Source organism: Cellulomonas sp. P5_E12, assembly GCF_054049315.1.
In genome coordinates this window covers 1-16,109 of the sequence record NZ_JBFUMP010000008.1, presented here as the reverse complement: position 1 = coordinate 16,109, position 16,109 = coordinate 1, and the positions used below count along the sequence as shown (strand labels likewise).

General features: G+C 73.1%; 13 protein-coding genes. 4 read left to right on the top strand and 9 right to left on the bottom strand.

Going from position 1 to position 16,109, the window contains the following annotated elements; all coding sequences use genetic code 11:
- Nucleotides 1–11 precede the first annotated feature (11 nt).
- A complete protein-coding gene (pta, locus tag ACXJKA_RS08755) occupies nucleotides 12–2,084 on the top strand; it encodes a phosphate acetyltransferase (protein WP_456824809.1) in 2,073 nt (690 codons plus the stop codon).
- Complete coding sequence (locus tag ACXJKA_RS08750; RefSeq protein WP_456824808.1) at nucleotides 2,081–3,376, top strand: acetate/propionate family kinase; 1,296 nt, start codon at nucleotides 2,081–2,083, stop codon at nucleotides 3,374–3,376. Before pta ends, ACXJKA_RS08750 begins: the two co-directional genes overlap by 4 nt.
- Before the next feature lie 7 nt (nucleotides 3,377–3,383).
- Here ACXJKA_RS08750 and ACXJKA_RS08745 read toward each other — a convergent pair whose 3' ends face one another.
- The 8 genes from ACXJKA_RS08745 to ACXJKA_RS08710 all read right to left on the bottom strand — a co-directional run bounded on the left by ACXJKA_RS08745 (nucleotide 3,384) and on the right by ACXJKA_RS08710 (nucleotide 12,194).
- Nucleotides 3,384–5,015, bottom strand: coding sequence for a succinic semialdehyde dehydrogenase (locus ACXJKA_RS08745; protein WP_456824807.1), 1,632 nt, complete (start codon nucleotides 5,013–5,015; stop codon nucleotides 3,384–3,386).
- Nucleotides 5,016–5,103: 88 nt separating this feature from the next.
- A complete protein-coding gene (gene ptsP / locus ACXJKA_RS08740; protein WP_456824806.1) occupies nucleotides 5,104–6,813 on the bottom strand; it encodes a phosphoenolpyruvate--protein phosphotransferase in 1,710 nt (569 codons plus the stop codon).
- Nucleotides 6,810–7,088, bottom strand: a complete 279-nt coding sequence (locus tag ACXJKA_RS08735) for an HPr family phosphocarrier protein (protein ID WP_456824805.1) — start codon at nucleotides 7,086–7,088, stop codon at nucleotides 6,810–6,812. The genes ptsP and ACXJKA_RS08735 overlap by 4 nt, the downstream gene beginning before the upstream one ends.
- A gap of 63 nt (nucleotides 7,089–7,151) precedes the next feature.
- A complete protein-coding gene (locus tag ACXJKA_RS08730) occupies nucleotides 7,152–8,669 on the bottom strand; it encodes a PTS fructose transporter subunit IIC (protein ID WP_456824804.1) in 1,518 nt (505 codons plus the stop codon).
- A complete protein-coding gene (locus ACXJKA_RS08725; RefSeq protein WP_456824803.1) occupies nucleotides 8,666–9,121 on the bottom strand; it encodes a PTS sugar transporter subunit IIA in 456 nt (151 codons plus the stop codon). The genes ACXJKA_RS08730 and ACXJKA_RS08725 overlap by 4 nt, the downstream gene beginning before the upstream one ends.
- Nucleotide 9,122: 1 nt before the next feature.
- The gene (gene pfkB / locus ACXJKA_RS08720; protein ID WP_456824802.1) at nucleotides 9,123–10,070 is read right to left on the bottom strand and encodes a 1-phosphofructokinase; all 948 of its coding nucleotides are present in this window, start codon (nucleotides 10,068–10,070) and stop codon (nucleotides 9,123–9,125) included.
- Nucleotides 10,067–10,828 (bottom strand): DeoR/GlpR family DNA-binding transcription regulator, encoded by a 762-nt coding sequence (locus tag ACXJKA_RS08715; RefSeq protein ID WP_456824922.1) that lies wholly within the window; start codon nucleotides 10,826–10,828, stop codon nucleotides 10,067–10,069. The genes pfkB and ACXJKA_RS08715 overlap by 4 nt, the downstream gene beginning before the upstream one ends.
- Nucleotides 10,829–11,069: 241 nt before the next feature.
- Entirely contained in the window at nucleotides 11,070–12,194 is a 1,125-nt protein-coding gene (locus ACXJKA_RS08710) for a GuaB3 family IMP dehydrogenase-related protein (protein WP_456824801.1), read from the bottom strand.
- Between the two features lie 156 nt (nucleotides 12,195–12,350).
- On the opposite strand from ACXJKA_RS08710, the gene ACXJKA_RS08705 reads away from it, so the two are divergent.
- Together ACXJKA_RS08705 and ACXJKA_RS08700 are read left to right on the top strand one after the other, a co-directional pair.
- Nucleotides 12,351–13,070, top strand: coding sequence for an exonuclease domain-containing protein (locus tag ACXJKA_RS08705; RefSeq protein ID WP_456824800.1), 720 nt, complete (start codon nucleotides 12,351–12,353; stop codon nucleotides 13,068–13,070).
- A gap of 111 nt (nucleotides 13,071–13,181) precedes the next feature.
- Entirely contained in the window at nucleotides 13,182–14,756 is a 1,575-nt protein-coding gene (locus tag ACXJKA_RS08700) for a helix-turn-helix domain-containing protein (RefSeq protein ID WP_456824799.1), read from the top strand.
- Between the two features lie 276 nt (nucleotides 14,757–15,032).
- Here the strand turns inward: ACXJKA_RS08700 and ACXJKA_RS08695 are convergent.
- Nucleotides 15,033–16,109, bottom strand: a 1,077-nt coding sequence (locus ACXJKA_RS08695; RefSeq protein ID WP_456824798.1) for a DUF222 domain-containing protein, incomplete at its 5' end; no start/stop codon positions are given.

Genomic DNA, 16,109 nt, shown 5'->3' with positions numbered 1-16,109 from the left:
GAGACCCCGACGTGGCCCGCAGCATCTACGTGACCTCCCCCGAGGGGGACTCCGGCAAGTCCATGCTCGCGCTCGGGCTGGTCGACCTCCTCGCACGCACCGTGCAGCGCGTCGGGGTGTTCCGGCCCGTCGCGCGCTCGACCGACGTGCGCGACTACGTCCTCGAGCTCCTGCTCCAGCACGACGGCGTCGACCTGACGTACGACGAGTGCGTGGGAGTGACGTACGAGCAGGTGCTCGACGACCCGGAGCAGGCGCTCGCCCAGATCGTGTCGCGGTACCACGACGTCGAGCGTCGCTGCGACGCCGTCGTGGTCGTCGGCACCGACTACACGGACGTGGCGGGTCCGACGGAGCTGGCGTACAACGCCCGCATCGCGGCCAACCTCGGCGCACCGGTGGTGCTGGTGATCAACGGCGGGCACCGGAAGCCCGCCGTCGTCGCGCAGGTGGCCGACGTCGTCGTCACGGAGATGACGGCCAACCACGCGCAGGTGGTGGCGATCGTCGCCAACCGGTGCGCCCCGGGCTCCGTGAGCGGGGTGCGGGACGCGCTGCGGGCCGGGACTGGCCTGCCGGCGTGGGCGGTCCCGGAGAACCCGCTGCTCACGGCCCCGACCGTCCGGCAGCTGAGCGAGGCTGTGCACGGCACGCTGATCGCGGGCGACGAGTCGCTCCAGTCGCGCGAGGTCCTCGACGTGCTCGTCGGCGCGATGTCGTTCGAGCACCTGCTGAGCCGGCTGACCGACGGCGCGGTCGTCATCACACCGGGCGACCGCTCGGACGTCCTGCTCGGCCTGCTGGTCGCGCACCAGGCCGAGGGCTTCCCCTCGCTCGCAGGGATCGTCCTCAACGGCGGCTTCCGACCCGCGCCCCTCATCGCCCGCCTGGTCGAGGGGATCGGCAGCCGGCTGCCGATCATCAGCACCGAGCTGGGCACCTTCAKGTCCGCGAGCGCGGCCGCGGACACCCACGGCCACCTGACGGGCGACTCGCAGCGGAAGATCGACACCGCGCTGTCGCTGTTCGAGCAGCACGTCGACGGTGCCGCGCTGCTGGCCGCCCTCGACGTCGAGCGACCCGAGGTCGTGACGCCGCTGATGTTCGAGTTCGCGCTGCTGGACCGGGCCCGCGCCGACCGCAAGCACGTCGTCCTGCCCGAGGGTGGGGAGGACCGGATCCTGCGGGCGGCGTCGACCCTCCTGCAGCGCGGCGTCGCGGACCTCACGATCCTCGGCGAGGAGCCCTCGATCCGCGCCCGTGCCACCGAGCTGGGCCTCGACCTCGACGCCGCGGCAATCATCGACCCGCGCGCCAACGACCTGCTCGAGGGGTTCGCGGCCCAGTACACCGAGCTGCGCAAGCACAAGGGCATGACCGTCGAGCGGGCGCGGGAGATCGTCACGTCGGTCTCCTACTTCGGCACGATGATGGTCCAGCTCGGCCTGGCGGACGGCATGGTCTCCGGGGCGGCGCACACCACCGCGCACACGATCAAGCCGTCGTTCGAGATCATCAAGACCGCGCCGGGCGTCTCCAACGTGTCGAGCGCGTTCCTCATGTGCCTCGAGGACCGGGTGCTGGTCTACGCCGACTGTGCCGTGATCCCCGACCCGACGGCGGAACAGCTGGCGGACATCGCCATCTCGTCGGCGGGCACGGCGGAGCAGTTCGGGATCGAGCCGCGGATCGCGATGCTGTCGTACTCGACGGGCGAGTCGGGCTCGGGCGCCGACGTGGAGAAGGTGCGCGCGGCGACCGCACTCGTCCGGGAGCGCCGGCCGGACCTGTCCGTCGAGGGACCGATCCAGTACGACGCCGCCGTCGACGCCTCCGTGGCCAAGACGAAGATGCCGGACTCGGCGGTGGCCGGGCGGGCGACGGTGTTCGTGTTCCCCGACCTCAACACAGGCAACAACACGTACAAGGCTGTGCAGCGCTCCGCCGGCGCGGTCGCCATCGGCCCCGTCCTGCAGGGCCTGCGCAAGCCGGTGAACGACCTGTCGCGCGGCGCGCTGGTGCAGGACATCGTCAACACGGTCGCGATCACGGCCATCCAGGCCCAAGCAGAGGAACTCTCGTGAGCCCGAACCTCCACACTGTGTCCGACGACGTGCTCGGCGCGCAGGGCAGCGTGCTCGTCGTGAACTCGGGCTCGTCGTCGATCAAGTACCAGCTGGTCAACCCGGTCGACGGCGAGGCGATCGCGTCGGGCGTGGTGGAGCGGATCGGGGAGGACGAGGGCTCGGTCCGGCACACCTACGCGGGCAGGACGACCGAGCGCAGCGACCCGATCGCCGACCACGGCGCGGGGCTGCGGGCGGTGCTGGCGCTGTTCGACGAGGTCGGTCCGGACCTCCCGCACGCGCACGTCGTCGCGGTCGGCCACCGGGTCGTGCACGGCGGCTCGGTGTTCGGCACCCCCGTGATCGTCGACGACGAGGTCGTCGAGCAGATCGACGCCCTCTCTCCCCTGGCGCCGCTGCACAACCCGCCCAACCTCACCGGCATCCAGGTGGCGCGCGAGCTGCTGCCCGACGTGCCGCACGTGGCGGTGTTCGACACCGCGTTCTTCCGGACGCTGCCCGAGGCGGCCGCGACCTACGCGATCGACCGGGAGGTCGCCCACGAGCACGGGATCCGGCGGTACGGGTTCCACGGGACGTCGCACCAGTACGTGTCCGGCAAGGTCGCGCGCGTGCTCGGGCGGCGGGTCGAGGACCTCAACCAGATCGTGCTGCACCTGGGCAACGGCGCGTCCGCCTCGGCCGTCCGCGGGGGCGTCGCGGTGGAGACCTCGATGGGCATGACCCCGCTCGAGGGCCTCGTCATGGGCACGCGCTCGGGCGACCTCGACCCCGCCGTCCTCATCCACCTGCAGCGCAATGCCGGACTGTCGGTCGACGACGTCGACGACCTGCTCAACCGCCGCTCGGGGCTCAAGGGCCTCGCGGGCGAGAACGACTTCCGCGAGCTGCACGCGCTCGTCGAGGCCGGCGACGAGAACGCGTCGCTCGCGCTCGACGTGTACCTGCACCGGCTGCGCAAGTACGTCGGCGCGTACATCGCCGTGCTCGGGCGGGTCGACGTCATCACCTTCACGGCCGGTGTCGGCGAGAACGACGACATCGTCCGCGCACGTGCTCTCGCGGGGCTGGAGCCGTTGGGGATCGCCGTCGACCCGGAGCGCAACGCCGGCCGCAAGAAGGAGCCGACGACCATCTCGCCCGACTGGACGAGCATCCGGGTCATGGTCGTGCCCACCAACGAGGAGCTGGCCATCGCGCGCCAGGCGGTCGCGACGATCGAGGCCGCCGGCTTCGAGGGAACCAGCGACGAGTCGGACCCGGCGCCGGCGGCGACGGGCCACGCCTGAGGCTCCCCTACGGCAGCCGGAGCGCCTTCATCGCGCGCAGGGCCTCCGTGTAGACCCGCGGCCAGGTCTCGGTGCCGAGGTCGAAGAGCCGGTGCAGGCCGATGCCCGGTGCGCCGAGCACGCCGTGGACACCGTGCTGGACCGCGACCGTCTGCGTCCGCGTGGTCTCCCAGAGGCCCTCGCGACCGTGCCGGTGGCCGATGCCGGACGCGCCGACCCCGCCCTGCGGCGCGCCGACGGACCCCCACGTCGCGACGTACCCCTCGTTGACGTTGACCGACCCGGCGCGCACCCGCTCGGCCATGGCGGCGCCGCGGCGCGTGTCCGCGGTCCAGACGCTGGCGTTGAGGCCGAACTCGCTGTCGTTCATCGCGGCGATCGCCTCGTCGTCGGAGGCGACCCGGTAGATGCTCACCACCGGTCCGAAGGTCTCCTCGCGGGCTAGCCGCGCCTCGTTCGGGACGTCGGCCAGGATCGTCGGCTCGTAGAACCACGGTCCGAGGTCGGTGCGATGGACTCCCCCGGCGAGCACGGTCGCGCCGTGCCCGACGGCGTCCTCGACGTGCTCGACGACCGTGGCCAGCTGGGCGGCGGAGGCCAGCGACCCCACGTCCGACCGGTAATCGAGCCCGGAGCCGAGACGCAGCGCACGGGTGCGTCGGACGAACGCCTCGGTGAAGGCGTCGGCCACGTCCTCGTGCACGTAGATCCGCTCGATGCTCACGCAGACCTGTCCGGTGCCGACGAACGACGCGCGCACGGCCCCCTCCGCGACGACCTCGACGTCGACGTCCTCCGCGACGTACATCGGGTTCTTGCCGCCGAGCTCGAGGGTGACCGGCACCAGCCGCTCCCCCGCCTGCGCGGCGACGATCCGGCCCGTGCGCGTCGACCCCGTGAAGCTCACGTGGTCCACGTGCGCGACCACCGCCGCGCCGACCGTCGGCCCGTCGCCGACGACCACCTGCAGCAGCCCGTCGGGCAGGCCCGCCTCCTCCAGCAGCTCCGCGGCCCACAGCGAGGTGAGGGCCGTCTGCGGGTCGGGCCGCAGGATGACCGCGTTGCCGGCGACCAGGGCCGGCAGCGCGTCGCCGAGCGTGAGCGTCAGCGGGAAGTTCCAGGGCGCGACGATGCCGACCACGCCGACGGGGTGCCGCAGGACGCGGGTGGTCGTGAGGCCCGGGATCAGGCCCTGGACGCGCCGCGGGGCCAGGTACCGACCGGCGCGCGCGGCGTAGTGCCGGGCGACGATGGCGATGTCGCAGACCTCCTCGAACGCCGAGACCCGCGCCTTGCCCGACTCCACCTGGATGAGGTCGAGCACGTCGCTCTGCCGTTCGAGCACGAGGTCGTGCACGCGGGACAGCACCGCCGTCCGGTCACGCAGCGGCCGGGCGGCCCACAGCCGCTGTGCCGCGCGGGCGACCTTCGCGGCGCGCGCGACGTCCTGCGGCGTCGACAGCGGGATCGCCGCGATCGGCCCGCCCGTGAACGGGGCGTGCGACGTGAACACCTCGGCTCCTGGTGACGCGACGACGCGTCTCAGCAGCGGGCGGACGTCGTCCGGCTCGAGCACGTACGTCGCGAGCGGGTCGGTCTCGGGGTCGTGGAGCTCGGTGTGTCCCGGGTCGTGCGCCATACGGGCGAGGGTACGCGCGGCTCCTGGGGAAACCGCGCGCCCACACCCCGCGCGCGTCGCACAGATTCACACGCCGCACCCGGAGCGCTTACACGCCCAGGGTCTCCCGCACGTCCGCGTGCAGCAGCGCCACCACGGCGGCCCGCCCCTCGACCGCCGACGGGGCCGCGAGCGCGGCGGCCGCCATGGTCGCGCACTCGGCCGTCGTGTGGTGGCGCAGCGCGTACCGGACCGCCGGCACGGCTCCGGCCGACATCGACAGGCTGGTCACGCCGAGCCCGACGAGCACGAGCGCGAGCACGGGGTCGGACGCGGACTCGCCGCAGACCCCCACCGGCTTGCGGGCGGCGCGGCCGGCGCGTGCGGTGGCGTCCACAAGGTCGAGCACGGCGGGCTGCCACGGGTCGAGCAGGTCGGCCAGCTCGCCGCGCAGCCGGTCCGTCGCCATCGTGTACTGCGCCAGGTCGTTGGTGCCCAGGGAGACGAAGTCCACCTCGGCGAGGATCTCCTGCGCACGCAGCGCGCCCGCGGGCACCTCGATCATGACGCCCACCGTGGCGACGCCCGCTGCGCGCGCCCGGGTGGCGAACTCGCGCGCCTCGGCGGCCGTGGCGATCATCGGCGCCATGACCCACGGGGTCGTCCCGGTGGCGGTCTGGGCGTGGGCGAGGGCCTCGAGCTGGGTGTCCAGCAGCTCCGGGTGGGTCCGGACCAGGCGGTAGCCGCGGACGCCGAGCGCGGGGTTCTCCTCGTCGGGCTGGGTCGCGAACGCCAGCGGCTTGTCGGCGCCGGCGTCGAGCGTGCGGACGACGACCTTGCGGTCCCCGAACGAGCGCAGCACCCGGGTGTACACCGCGGCCTGTGCCTCCTGCGTCGGGGCCACGGCGCTCTCCAGGAAAAGCACCTCGGTCCGGAACAGGCCCACGCCCTCGACCCCGCCGCCGGCCACGCGCGCGGCGTCCTCGGCGGTGCCGATGTTGGCCAGCAGCGCGACCGCGTGCCCGTCGGCCGTGCCGCCGGGGGCCGTGTCCGACTCGAGCGCGGTCTCCACCTCCGAGCGCCGGACCAGCTCGGCCCGCAGCGCGTCGTCCGGGTCCACCGTCAGGGTGCCGTCCGCCGCGTCGACCGCGACGTCCGTCCCGTCGTCGAGGGCGGTTGCCCCCGCCACGCGGACGAGGCACGGCAGGCCCAGCTGCCCCGCGATGATCGCGGTGTGGCCGGTCGGTCCGCCCAGCTCGGTGACGATCGCGAGCACGTTGGCCAGGTCGAGCGCCGCGGTGTCGGCGGGCGCCAGGTCCTTGGCGACGATGACCGAGGGCCGGTCCAGCGCCGGGACGCCGGGAGCCGGCAGGTCCATGGCCCGCGCGACGACGCGGTCGCGGACCGAGCGCAGGTCCGTGACCCGCTCGGCGAGGTAGCCACCGGCCTGCTGGAACATGGTCGCGAACATCTCGACCACGGCGTCGATCGCGCCGACCACGGGCTCGCCGGCATCGATCCGCTGCAGGACCCCGCTGCGCAGCGCCTTGTCGTCGGCCATCTGCGCAGTCGCGGCCAGGACGTCCTTCACCGTGCCGGTGGACCGCCCCGACTGCTCGCGCAGCGCCGCTGCCACGTCGGCGAAGGCGGACTCCACGACGCCGTGCGCGGTCGCCGCGTCGGCCGGGACCCCGTCGACCAGCAGCGGCGCGTCGGCCGGGACGTGCGGGGCGGGTCGCACCTGGGCCACGGGTCCGACGACGGCCCGCCGTCCCACGCCGACGCCCTGGAGCACGTGCGGGGCGCTGACCGTGCTCACGATGCTTCCTCCGCGTCCAGATCGGTGCTCAGCAGGTCGACCAGGCCGTCGAGCGCCTCGTCGGCACCCTCGCCCTCGGCCTCCAGCGTGACCTCCTCGCCGCTCGGTACGCCGAGCGACATGACGAACAGGATGCTGCCGGCGTCGACCGGCTCACCGCCCGGGCGGGCGATGGTGACGGGCAGCCCGGTCTCGGCGACGGCCTGCGTGAACAGCATCGCGGGGCGGGCGTGCAGGCCGACGCGGGAGGCGACGACAACGGTGCGCTGAGGCATGACGGTTCTCCGATCGAGGTGCCGGCGACCGTGCCGGCGGAGGGACGGGTGGCGAGGACGGGATCAGGCAGTCGCGGCGGCGAGCGCCTGGGCATCGGCTTCCTGCTCGGCCTTGACGAACTCGTTGGTGCGAGCGCTCTTGAGGGCGACCACGAGCACGGTCGTGACGACCATGCCGACGGCGACCGCCATGAGGAACCCGAGCGGGTTCGAGATGAGCGGCAGCACCCAGATGCCACCGTGCGGTGCGCGCTGGCCGGAGCCGACCGCCATGACGAGGGCGCCGGTGACGCTCGAACCGACCAGCGAGGACACGATGACGCGCCACGGGTCGGCCGCCGCGAACGGGATCGCACCCTCGGAGATGAACGAGAGGCCGAGCAGCCAGGCCGCCTTGCCGTTCTCGCGCTCGGCGTGCGTGAAGAGCTGCTTGCGGACCACGGTCGCGAGCGCCATGGCCAGCGGGGCCACCATGCCGGCCGCCATGACCGCGGCCATGATCTGGTACTGCACGGCGTCGGTGGCGAGGCCCTCGGTGGCCAGTCCGGTCACCGCGAAGGTGTAGGCGACCTTGTTGATCGGGCCGCCGAGGTCGAAGCCCATCATCGCGCCGAGCAGGGCGCCCAGCAGCACGAGGTTGGCGCCGGACAGTCCGTTGAGCCAGCTGCTCAGCCCGGTCATCAGGCTGGCGATCGGCTGCCCGATGATGAGGAACATCACGAGGCCGACGACGAAGGACGACAGCAGCGGGATGACGACCACCGGCATCACGCCACGCACACCCTTCGGGACCTTCCAGCGGCTGATCCACAGCGCCACGAAGCCGGCGAGGAAGCCGGTCACCAGGCCGCCGAGGAAGCCGGCGCCGACGGCGACCGAGATCGCGCCGCCGACGAAGCCGGGCACGAGGCCGGGCCGGTCGGCGATGCCGTACGCGATGAAGCCCGAGAGCACCGGGACCAGGAACGCGAACGCGACCTTGCCGGTCTGGAACAGCAGCGCCGCCCAGTCCATCCCGCTCGCCACGTTGAAGTCGTTGAGCAGGTGGTCGACGGTGATGTTGGTGACGTCGATGACGCCCTGGGCGCCGCCGGCGAACTGGGCGACCATGAACCCGAGCGCGATGAGGATCCCGCCGGCGGCGACGAACGGGATCATGTAGCTGACACCGGTCATGAGCCACTGGCGGATCTTGGTGCCGGCGCCTGCGTTGCGGTCCACCTTCGTCGCGGGGCCCGCGGCCACCGGGGCGACGGGACCGCCGGCGGGCACGCCCGCCTCGACGGCGGCGACGGCCGCCGCGATGACGCCCGGGGCGTCGTGCACGGCCTTCTTCACGCCGACGTCGATGAACGGCTTGCCGGCGAAGCGCTCCTTGTCCTTGACCTCGAGGTCCGCGGCGTAGATGACCCCGTCGGCCGCGGCGATGATCGCGGGGTCGAGCGGCGTGGAGCCGGCAGCGCCCTGGGTCTCGACGTGGACCTCGTGGCCGGCCGCCTTGCCGGCCTGCTCGAGGGCCTCGGCGGCCATGTAGGTGTGCGCGATGCCCGTGGGGCAGGAGGAGACGGCGACGAGCTTCATGAGGGGACCACCTCTCGGGTGACGATGTCGGCGACCGTGGTGGGGTCGGTCGCCTCCTTGAGCGACGTGCGGAACGACTCGTGGACCAGGCGACGAGCGAGCGCCGCGAGGATCTTGAGGTGGTCGCCGTCGCCCTCGGTGGGCGCGGCGATGAGGAAGACGAGGGTGGCCGGGCCGTCCGGGGCGCCGAAGTCGACGCCGGCGGCGACCTTGCCGACGGCGAGGCTCGGCGCGGTGACGAAGCTCGAGCGCGCGTGCGGCAGGCCGATCCCGCCGGGCATGCCGGTGGCCATCTGCGCCTCGCGGGCACGCACGTCGGCGTGGAACCCGTCAGCGTCCGTGACACGGCCGGCCTGGAAGAGCAGGTCGATCAGCTGACGGGTCGCGTCGTCGCGGTCCGTGGCGACCAGGTCGACGGCGACGAGGTCCGGGGTGATCAGCGGGGTGCTCATGTCACAGCTCCTTGAGGGCGAGTCGGGCATCGGGGTTCTCGATGACCTGGACGGCGCCCAGGTCGATGTCGGTGGGGTCGGGGACGGCGGTGCCGGGCAGCAGCACGGCGGCGCGGCCGAAGGCGACGGCGGTCCGGAGGCGGTCGCCGCCGGACCCGTCGGAGGCGAGGAAGCCGGCCAGGGTCGAGTCGCCGGCGCCGACGGTGGACAGCGGGACGATCGACGGGCCGCCGGCCCACCAGGCGCCGTCGGCGACGACGAGCATCGCGCCGTGGGCGCCGAGGCTGACCAGGACGGCCCGGCTGCCGGCGTCGATGACCTCGTGCGAGGCGTCGACGACGTCCCCGACGGTGACCAGCTCCCGGCCGACCAGCTCGGCCAGCTCCTCGTCGTTGGGCTTGACCAGGGTCAGCCCGCCGGAGCGGACCGCGCGGGCGAGCGGGACACCCGAGGTGTCGAGCGCGAACGGGACCGCGTATCGGGCGGCGAGCCCGGCCAGCTGGACGAAGAACGTCTCGCCCGCGCCGAGCGGCAGGCTGCCCGCGCCGACGAGGGCACGCGGCTGCGTCACCAGCTGGGCCTCGACGGCCACGAGGAGCGCGTCGACCTCGTCGGGCGTGAGCTTCGGCCCGGGCGCGTTGACCTTGGTGGTCGTGCCGCCGTGCTCGACGAGCGTGAGGTTGGTGCGCGTGTCGCCGTGCACCGGCACCGGCACGGCCGGCACGCCGTGCTCGTCGAGCAGCTCGACCAGGCGGCGACCGTCGGCCCCGCCGGTCGGCAGCACCGCGAGGGACTCGACCCCGTGCCGGACCAGCACGCGGGAGACGTTGATGCCCTTGCCGCCCGGGTGGACGTGGGCGCGGTCGGCGCGGTTGACCTCGCCCACCTCGAGCCTGTCCAGCTCGAGGGCGCGGTCGAGGCTCGGGTTGGGGGTCAGCGTGACGATCATGCGGTCACCACCCGGGGGCCGGCGGCCTCGAGCTCCTCGACGAGCTCCGGTTCGACGCCCGAGTCCGTGATGACCGTGTCGATGGCGCTGACCGGTACGACGTGCGCGAACTCGACGCGACCGATCTTCGAGTGGTCGGCCAGCACCACGGTGCGACGCGCGTTGGCGACCAGCGCCCGCTTCACCGAGGCCTCCGCCAGGTCCGGCGTGGTGAGCCCGTGCTCGACGCTCAGCCCGTTGGTGCCCAGGAAGGCGACGTCCGCGTGGATGTCGGCCAGCTCCCGCTCCGCCCACGAGCCGACCGCCGCGAGCGTCCGACCGCGGACCGTGCCGCCGACGAGGTGCAGCGTGATGCCGGGCCGCATGGCCAGCACCATCGCGACGGGCAGCGCGTGCGTAACCACGGTCAGCTCCCGGTCCGCCGGCAGCAGCTCGGCGAGCCGCACGGTCGTGGTGCCGGCGTCGAAGATCACGGCGCCGCCGTCGGGGACCTCGTCGAGCGCCGCCTTCGCGATCCGCTCCTTCTCCCCCGCGAACTTGCCCTCGCGGTCGGCGATGCCGGGCTCGAAGCCCAGCCGCTCGACCGGGATCGCCCCGCCGTGCACCCGCCGCACCAGACCGTGCCGCTCGAGGACCGTGAGGTCCCGGCGGATGGTCTCGGGGGTGACGTCCAGGTCCTCGGCCAGCCGATTGACGTCGACCCGACCGTCGGCGCGAGCCGTGGCGAGGATCTGCTGGTGTCGCTCCGGTGCGTACACATCGACTCCGTCGTCCGCTGCGCCGACCAGGTCGTCGACGTCCAGTGGCTCCAGAGTGCCCTCGCTCACGCCACCATGTCAAGCGATTCGGACAAAGTCGGCGGCAAACAGATGTTGATTCGGGCATCGTTCCTGATCACGGCGCGGCGCTCGTCGGCACATGGACATGCACGAACGCCCGGCTGCGCCCGTTTCGGGCGCCTCCGGGCGTCTGGTCGTGCGTGGTTCGGGTGGGTGCCGGTCAGTGCGGCTGGTACGGGCTGACGACGACCTCGACGCGCTGGAACTCCTTGAGGTCGGAGTAGCCCGTGGTGGCCATCGCGCGCTTGAGGGCACCGATCAGGTTCAAGGTGCCGTCGGCGGTGTGGCCCGGGCCGAAGAGGATCTGCTCGAGCGAGCCCGCGGTGCCCACCTCGACCCGCTCTCCGCGCGGGAGCTGCGGGTGGTGCGCCTCGGGGCCCCAGTGCCAGCCGCGACCGGGAGCCTCGGTCGCCCGGGCGAGCGCGGCGCCGAGCATGACCGCGTCCGCACCGCACGCGACCGCCTTGACCAGGTCGCCGGACCGGCCCACGCCGCCGTCGGCGATCACGTGGACGTACCGGCCGCCGGACTCGTCGAGGTAGTCCCGGCGGGCCGCTGCCACATCGGCGACGGCCGACGCCATCGGCGCGTGGATGCCGAGCGACAGGCGCGTGGTGTGCGCCGCGCCGCCGCCGAACCCGACGAGCACGCCCGCCGCGCCGGTCCGCATGAGGTGCAGGGCCGCCGTGTAGGTGGACGCCCCGCCGACGACGACCGGCACGTCGAGCTCGTAGATGAAGCGCTTGAGGTTGAGGGGTTCCGCGCGGCCCGAGACGTGCTCGGCGGAGACCGTGGTGCCGCGGATGACGAAAAGGTCGACCCCGGCGTCGACGACGGTCCGCCAGAACTCGTTGGTGCGCTGCGGGGAGAGCGCGCCGGCCACCGTGACGCCCGCGGCGCGGATCTCCTTGAGCCGGGCGGTGATGAGCTCGGGCTGGATCGGGGCCGCGTAGATCTCCTGCATGCGGGAGGTGGCCCGCGCGCTGTCGAACGTGGCGATCTCCGCGAGCAGCGGCGCGGGGTCCTCGTACCGGGTCCACAGCCCCTCGAGGTCGAGCACCCCGAGCCCGCCCGCCTGACCCAGCGCCACGGCCGTGGCGGGGCTCATCACGGAGTCCATCGGGGCCGCGATGATCGGCAGGTCGAAGTGGTAGGCGTCGATCTGCCAGCCGACCGAGACCTCCTCGGGGTCGCGGGTCCGCCGCGACGGGACGACCGCGACGTCGTCGAAGGAGTACGCGCGGCGTCCGCGCTTGCCGCGGCCGATCTCGATCTCGTTGCTCACCGGACCAGGCTACCGGCGCGCGGTCCTGCCCCGACCCAGGGGGTCGCGCCRTGCGTGTCCGATCTGCGGCACGCGGGCGGCCCTCCCCGGCCGTGTCGGTGCCCGGTGCCATCCTGGCCACGCACGGGATCAACCGAAGGACGAGAGCGGGACACCATGGGCTGGACGGACGGGCCACTGCTCGGCTTCGACACCGAGACCACGGGTGTCGACGTCGACAACGACCGGATCGTCACCGCGGCCCTCGTGCGTCGCGACGAGTCGGGCACCCACGTCCGCAGCTGGCTCATCAACCCCGGCGTCGAGATCCCGGAGGCCGCGGCGGCCATCCACGGCGTGAGCACCGAGCACGCCCGCGAGCACGGCCGCCCGCCGCGCGAGGCGCTGGAGGAGATCGCCGCCGACCTGGCGGAGGCGTTCCGCGGCGGCGTGCCGGTCGTCGCGTACAACGCCGCGTTCGATCTCTGCCTGCTCGACGCCGAGCTGCGGCGCCACAAGCTCAAGACCCTCCCCGACCGGCTCTGCAGCGAGGCGCGGCCGGTGATCGACCCGCTGGTGCTCGACCGCCACGAGGACCAGCTCCGGCGCGGCAAGCGCAAGCTGGTCGACCTGTGCGGCTACTACCAGGTGGTCGAGTCGGGCGCCCTGCACACCGCCGACGTCGACGTCGTCGCGACCCTCGACGTGCTCGAGCGGATCGTCGGACGATTCCCGCACCTGGCCACGCTCGACCTCGACACGCTGCACGAGTACCAGTCGACGGCGCACCAGGCGTGGGCCGAGGGGTTCAACGCCTGGCGCGCCGAGCAGGGACTCGACGGGCCCGGAGCCTCCGGGGTGTGGCCCACCCGGGAGCCGGTCGGCACCCTCTGGTGAGACGGTTCACATATCGCGCCTGAGTTCGAATCCCCTGGTCACGCCAGTTCTGACCGATTCGATCGCACACATCCGGGTGGCAATATCTCATCCATGAGTTAACGTCGACCCATGACCACGACGACCACCCCCGTCCCGACGAGCACCGGCGCCTTCCCCGTCGTCCAGGACCAGCTCGCTCACGTGGGCTCCCTGGTCCGCTCGGCACGCCAGCACCGTGGCCTGACGCAGACGCAGCTGGCGGAGCGCCTGGGCACCAGCCAGTCGGCCATCCACCGCATCGAGCAGGGCGCGCAGAACGTCAGCCTCGAGATGCTCACGCGCATCGGCGCGGCGCTCGACTCCCCCATCGTCACGCTCGGCGGACCGCAGCGGACCCACCTGCGGGTGCACGGCGGCCAGACCCTGAGCGGCCGGATCGACGTCAACACCAGCAAGAACGGCGCGGTCGCCCTGCTGTGCGCCTCCCTGCTCAACCGCGGCACCACGCGCCTGCGGAACGTCGCCCGCATCGTCGAGGTGGACCGCATCGTCGAGGTGCTGCGCTCCGTCGGGGTGCGCGCCACCTGGTCCACCGACGGTCGCGACCTCGAGATCGTCGTCCCGGAGCACCTCCAGCTCGACGCGATCGACGTCGACGCCGCCCGTCGGACCCGGTCCATCATCATGTTCCTCGGGCCGTTGCTGGGCCTCGAGGACGAGTTCCGGCTCCCGTACGCGGGCGGCTGCGACCTGGGCACCCGGACCGTCGAGCCGCACCTCATCGGCCTGCGGCCCTTCGGGCTGGACGTCACGGCGACCGCTGGCGACTACCACGCCCTGGTCAGCCGCGGCGGTGCGAGGGACCTCGCGGTCGTCCTCACCGAGCGCGGCGACACCGTCACGGAGAACGTCATCATGGCCGCCGCGCGGCGCGAGGGCGTCACCACCATCCGCAACGCCAGCCCCAACTACATGGTCCAGGACCTGTGCTTCTACCTGGAGCTGCTGGGCGTGCGGATCGACGGCATCGGCACCACGACCCTGCGCGTGCACGGCCTGGCGGACATCGACGCCGACGTCGAGTACGCCGTCTCCGAGGACCCGGTCGAGGCGATGAGCCTGCTCACCGCGGGGATCGTCACGGGCTCCGAGATCACGGTCGGGCGGGTGCCCATCGAGTTCATGGAGATCGAGCTGGCGACCCTGGCCGAGATGGGCCTGCGCTACACGCTCTCGGAGGAGTACTCAGCCGCCAACGGCCGCACCCGGCTGGTCGACGTCACCGTGCACCCGAGCGACCTGGTGGCGCCCATCGACAAGATCCACCCCATGCCGTTCCCCGGGCTCAACATCGACAACCTGCCGTTCTTCGCCGCGATCGCCGCGTGCGCGCAGGGCTCCACCCTGATCCACGACTGGGTGTACGAGGGGCGTGCCATCCACCTCACCGACCTCACGCGGCTCGGTGCGGACGTTCGGCTCCTCGACGCCCACCGCCTGCAGGTGTCCGGCCCGACCCACTGGTCGGGCGCCGAGGTCTCCTGCCCGCCGGCGCTGCGTCCGGCGGTCGTCATCCTGCTCGCGATGCTCGCCGCCAAGGGCACGTCCGTGCTGCGCGACGTCGACATCATCGCCCGCGGCTACGAGCAGCTGCAGGACCGCCTGGTGGAGCTGGGCGCGCAGATCGAGACCTTCCGCGACTGACACGTCCTGGCCCCGGCACCTCACACCAGCCGTCCGGCGGCTCGGCGCATCTCGGCAGCTCGGCGCATCTCGCCAGCTCGGCACATCTCGCCAGCTCGGCACATCTGGGCAGCTCGGCACATCTCGCACTCACATACGGCTCCACCCTCCCCGTGCCCGGCACGCCGCCCATGCACTCGCCACCGGCACCAGGCACCGGGCACCGCCGACTCCCCCCGCCGTCGGCCCTGCCTGGGCGAGCGGGCCTGCTTGTCTCGCGACGTTCCTCGTGGCGCGTCAGGTGCGTAATGGATGCCCGTGGCGGTCCGTGAATCGCCATCGGCCTGAGTGGTCGCGGGTGATCTCGATGCCTCGGTCGTGGACGACCTCGTGGTGGTGCCAGCACAGCAGGGCGCCGGTGCGCACGTCGGTGGAGCCACCGTCGCGGTGCCAGTGCTCGGTGTGGTGGACCTCCGACATTGCCGGTGGCGCGTCGCAGCCGGGGTACTGGCAGTGCTGGTCGCGGGCGATGATCGCCCGGCGTTTGGCTCCGGTGTAGGTGCGTTCGGTGCGTCCGACGTTCAGCACCTGGGACTGGGGTCCGAACACGACCCGGGTGATCGCCGAGTCGCACGCGAGCCGTGCGAGCACGCTGTCCGGGATGGGACCGGTGCCGACCAGCTCAGCAACGGCGAACCGTTCGGTGTCCCTGGGGACCGAGGGTCGGCTGGCGGTGACATCCCCGGCAGCGCCTCCATCCGCCCGGGCGCCCGGGGCGCGATCCAGGGCCCGGTTCAAGGTCTCGAGGTCGACCACGGCGGTGATGTGGGGGCGGTGGGTGCCGGTCGCGCCGGTCAGGTCCCGGTCCAGGACCAGGCGGGTCAGGTTCACCAACGCCCCCGCGCGGCGCCGCGCGGCCGGCCGACCGGCACTGTCAGCAGACGTGGTCGTCACCGCGGACAGCGCGGCCTGCAACGCGTGGCCGTGCTCGGTGGTCAGGAATCCGCGCAGGTGGCACCCGTCCATCGTCTGCGCGAGCGTCAGGAACTCGCGGTCCGACGCATCCTTGTACCCGCGGTCGTCGGCGGCTGGGTCCGCGTGCGCGGCCCAGCGGCGGGCCAGCAGCTGGAACTGGGAGACCGGCAACACCCGGGCGAACTCCAGCAGGAACTGCTCCCCGCACTCGTCGGCCGGGGCGGCCAGCGCCGCACGACGGTCCTCGGTGTTCGCCGCCGCGGCGATCGCGTGGGCGGCCGCCAGGGGCACCGTCCCGGCCACCGCGTCGGCCGCGGTGGCGGGCAGGTCATCGCGCAACGCCCGCCCGAGCCTGACCAACCGGGCCGCCTCCGCATGCGGGACCCGACCCTGAGCCGC

What these genes read in the sequence shown, in the direction of transcription:
- ACXJKA_RS08745 (WP_456824807.1), bottom strand. Translation starts at nt 5,015, where the DNA reads ATGGCGCACGACCCGGGACACACCGAGCTCCACGACCCCGAGACCGAC.
- ACXJKA_RS08735 (WP_456824805.1), bottom strand. Translation starts at nt 7,088, where the DNA reads ATGCCTCAGCGCACCGTTGTCGTCGCCTCCCGCGTCGGCCTGCACGCC.
- ACXJKA_RS08730 (WP_456824804.1), bottom strand. Translation starts at nt 8,669, where the DNA reads ATGAAGCTCGTCGCCGTCTCCTCCTGCCCCACGGGCATCGCGCACACC.
- ACXJKA_RS08725 (WP_456824803.1), bottom strand. Translation starts at nt 9,121, where the DNA reads ATGAGCACCCCGCTGATCACCCCGGACCTCGTCGCCGTCGACCTGGTC.
- pfkB (WP_456824802.1), bottom strand. Translation starts at nt 10,070, where the DNA reads ATGATCGTCACGCTGACCCCCAACCCGAGCCTCGACCGCGCCCTCGAG.
- ACXJKA_RS08705 (WP_456824800.1), top strand. Translation starts at nt 12,351, where the DNA reads ATGGGCTGGACGGACGGGCCACTGCTCGGCTTCGACACCGAGACCACG.
- ACXJKA_RS08700 (WP_456824799.1), top strand. Translation starts at nt 13,182, where the DNA reads ATGACCACGACGACCACCCCCGTCCCGACGAGCACCGGCGCCTTCCCC.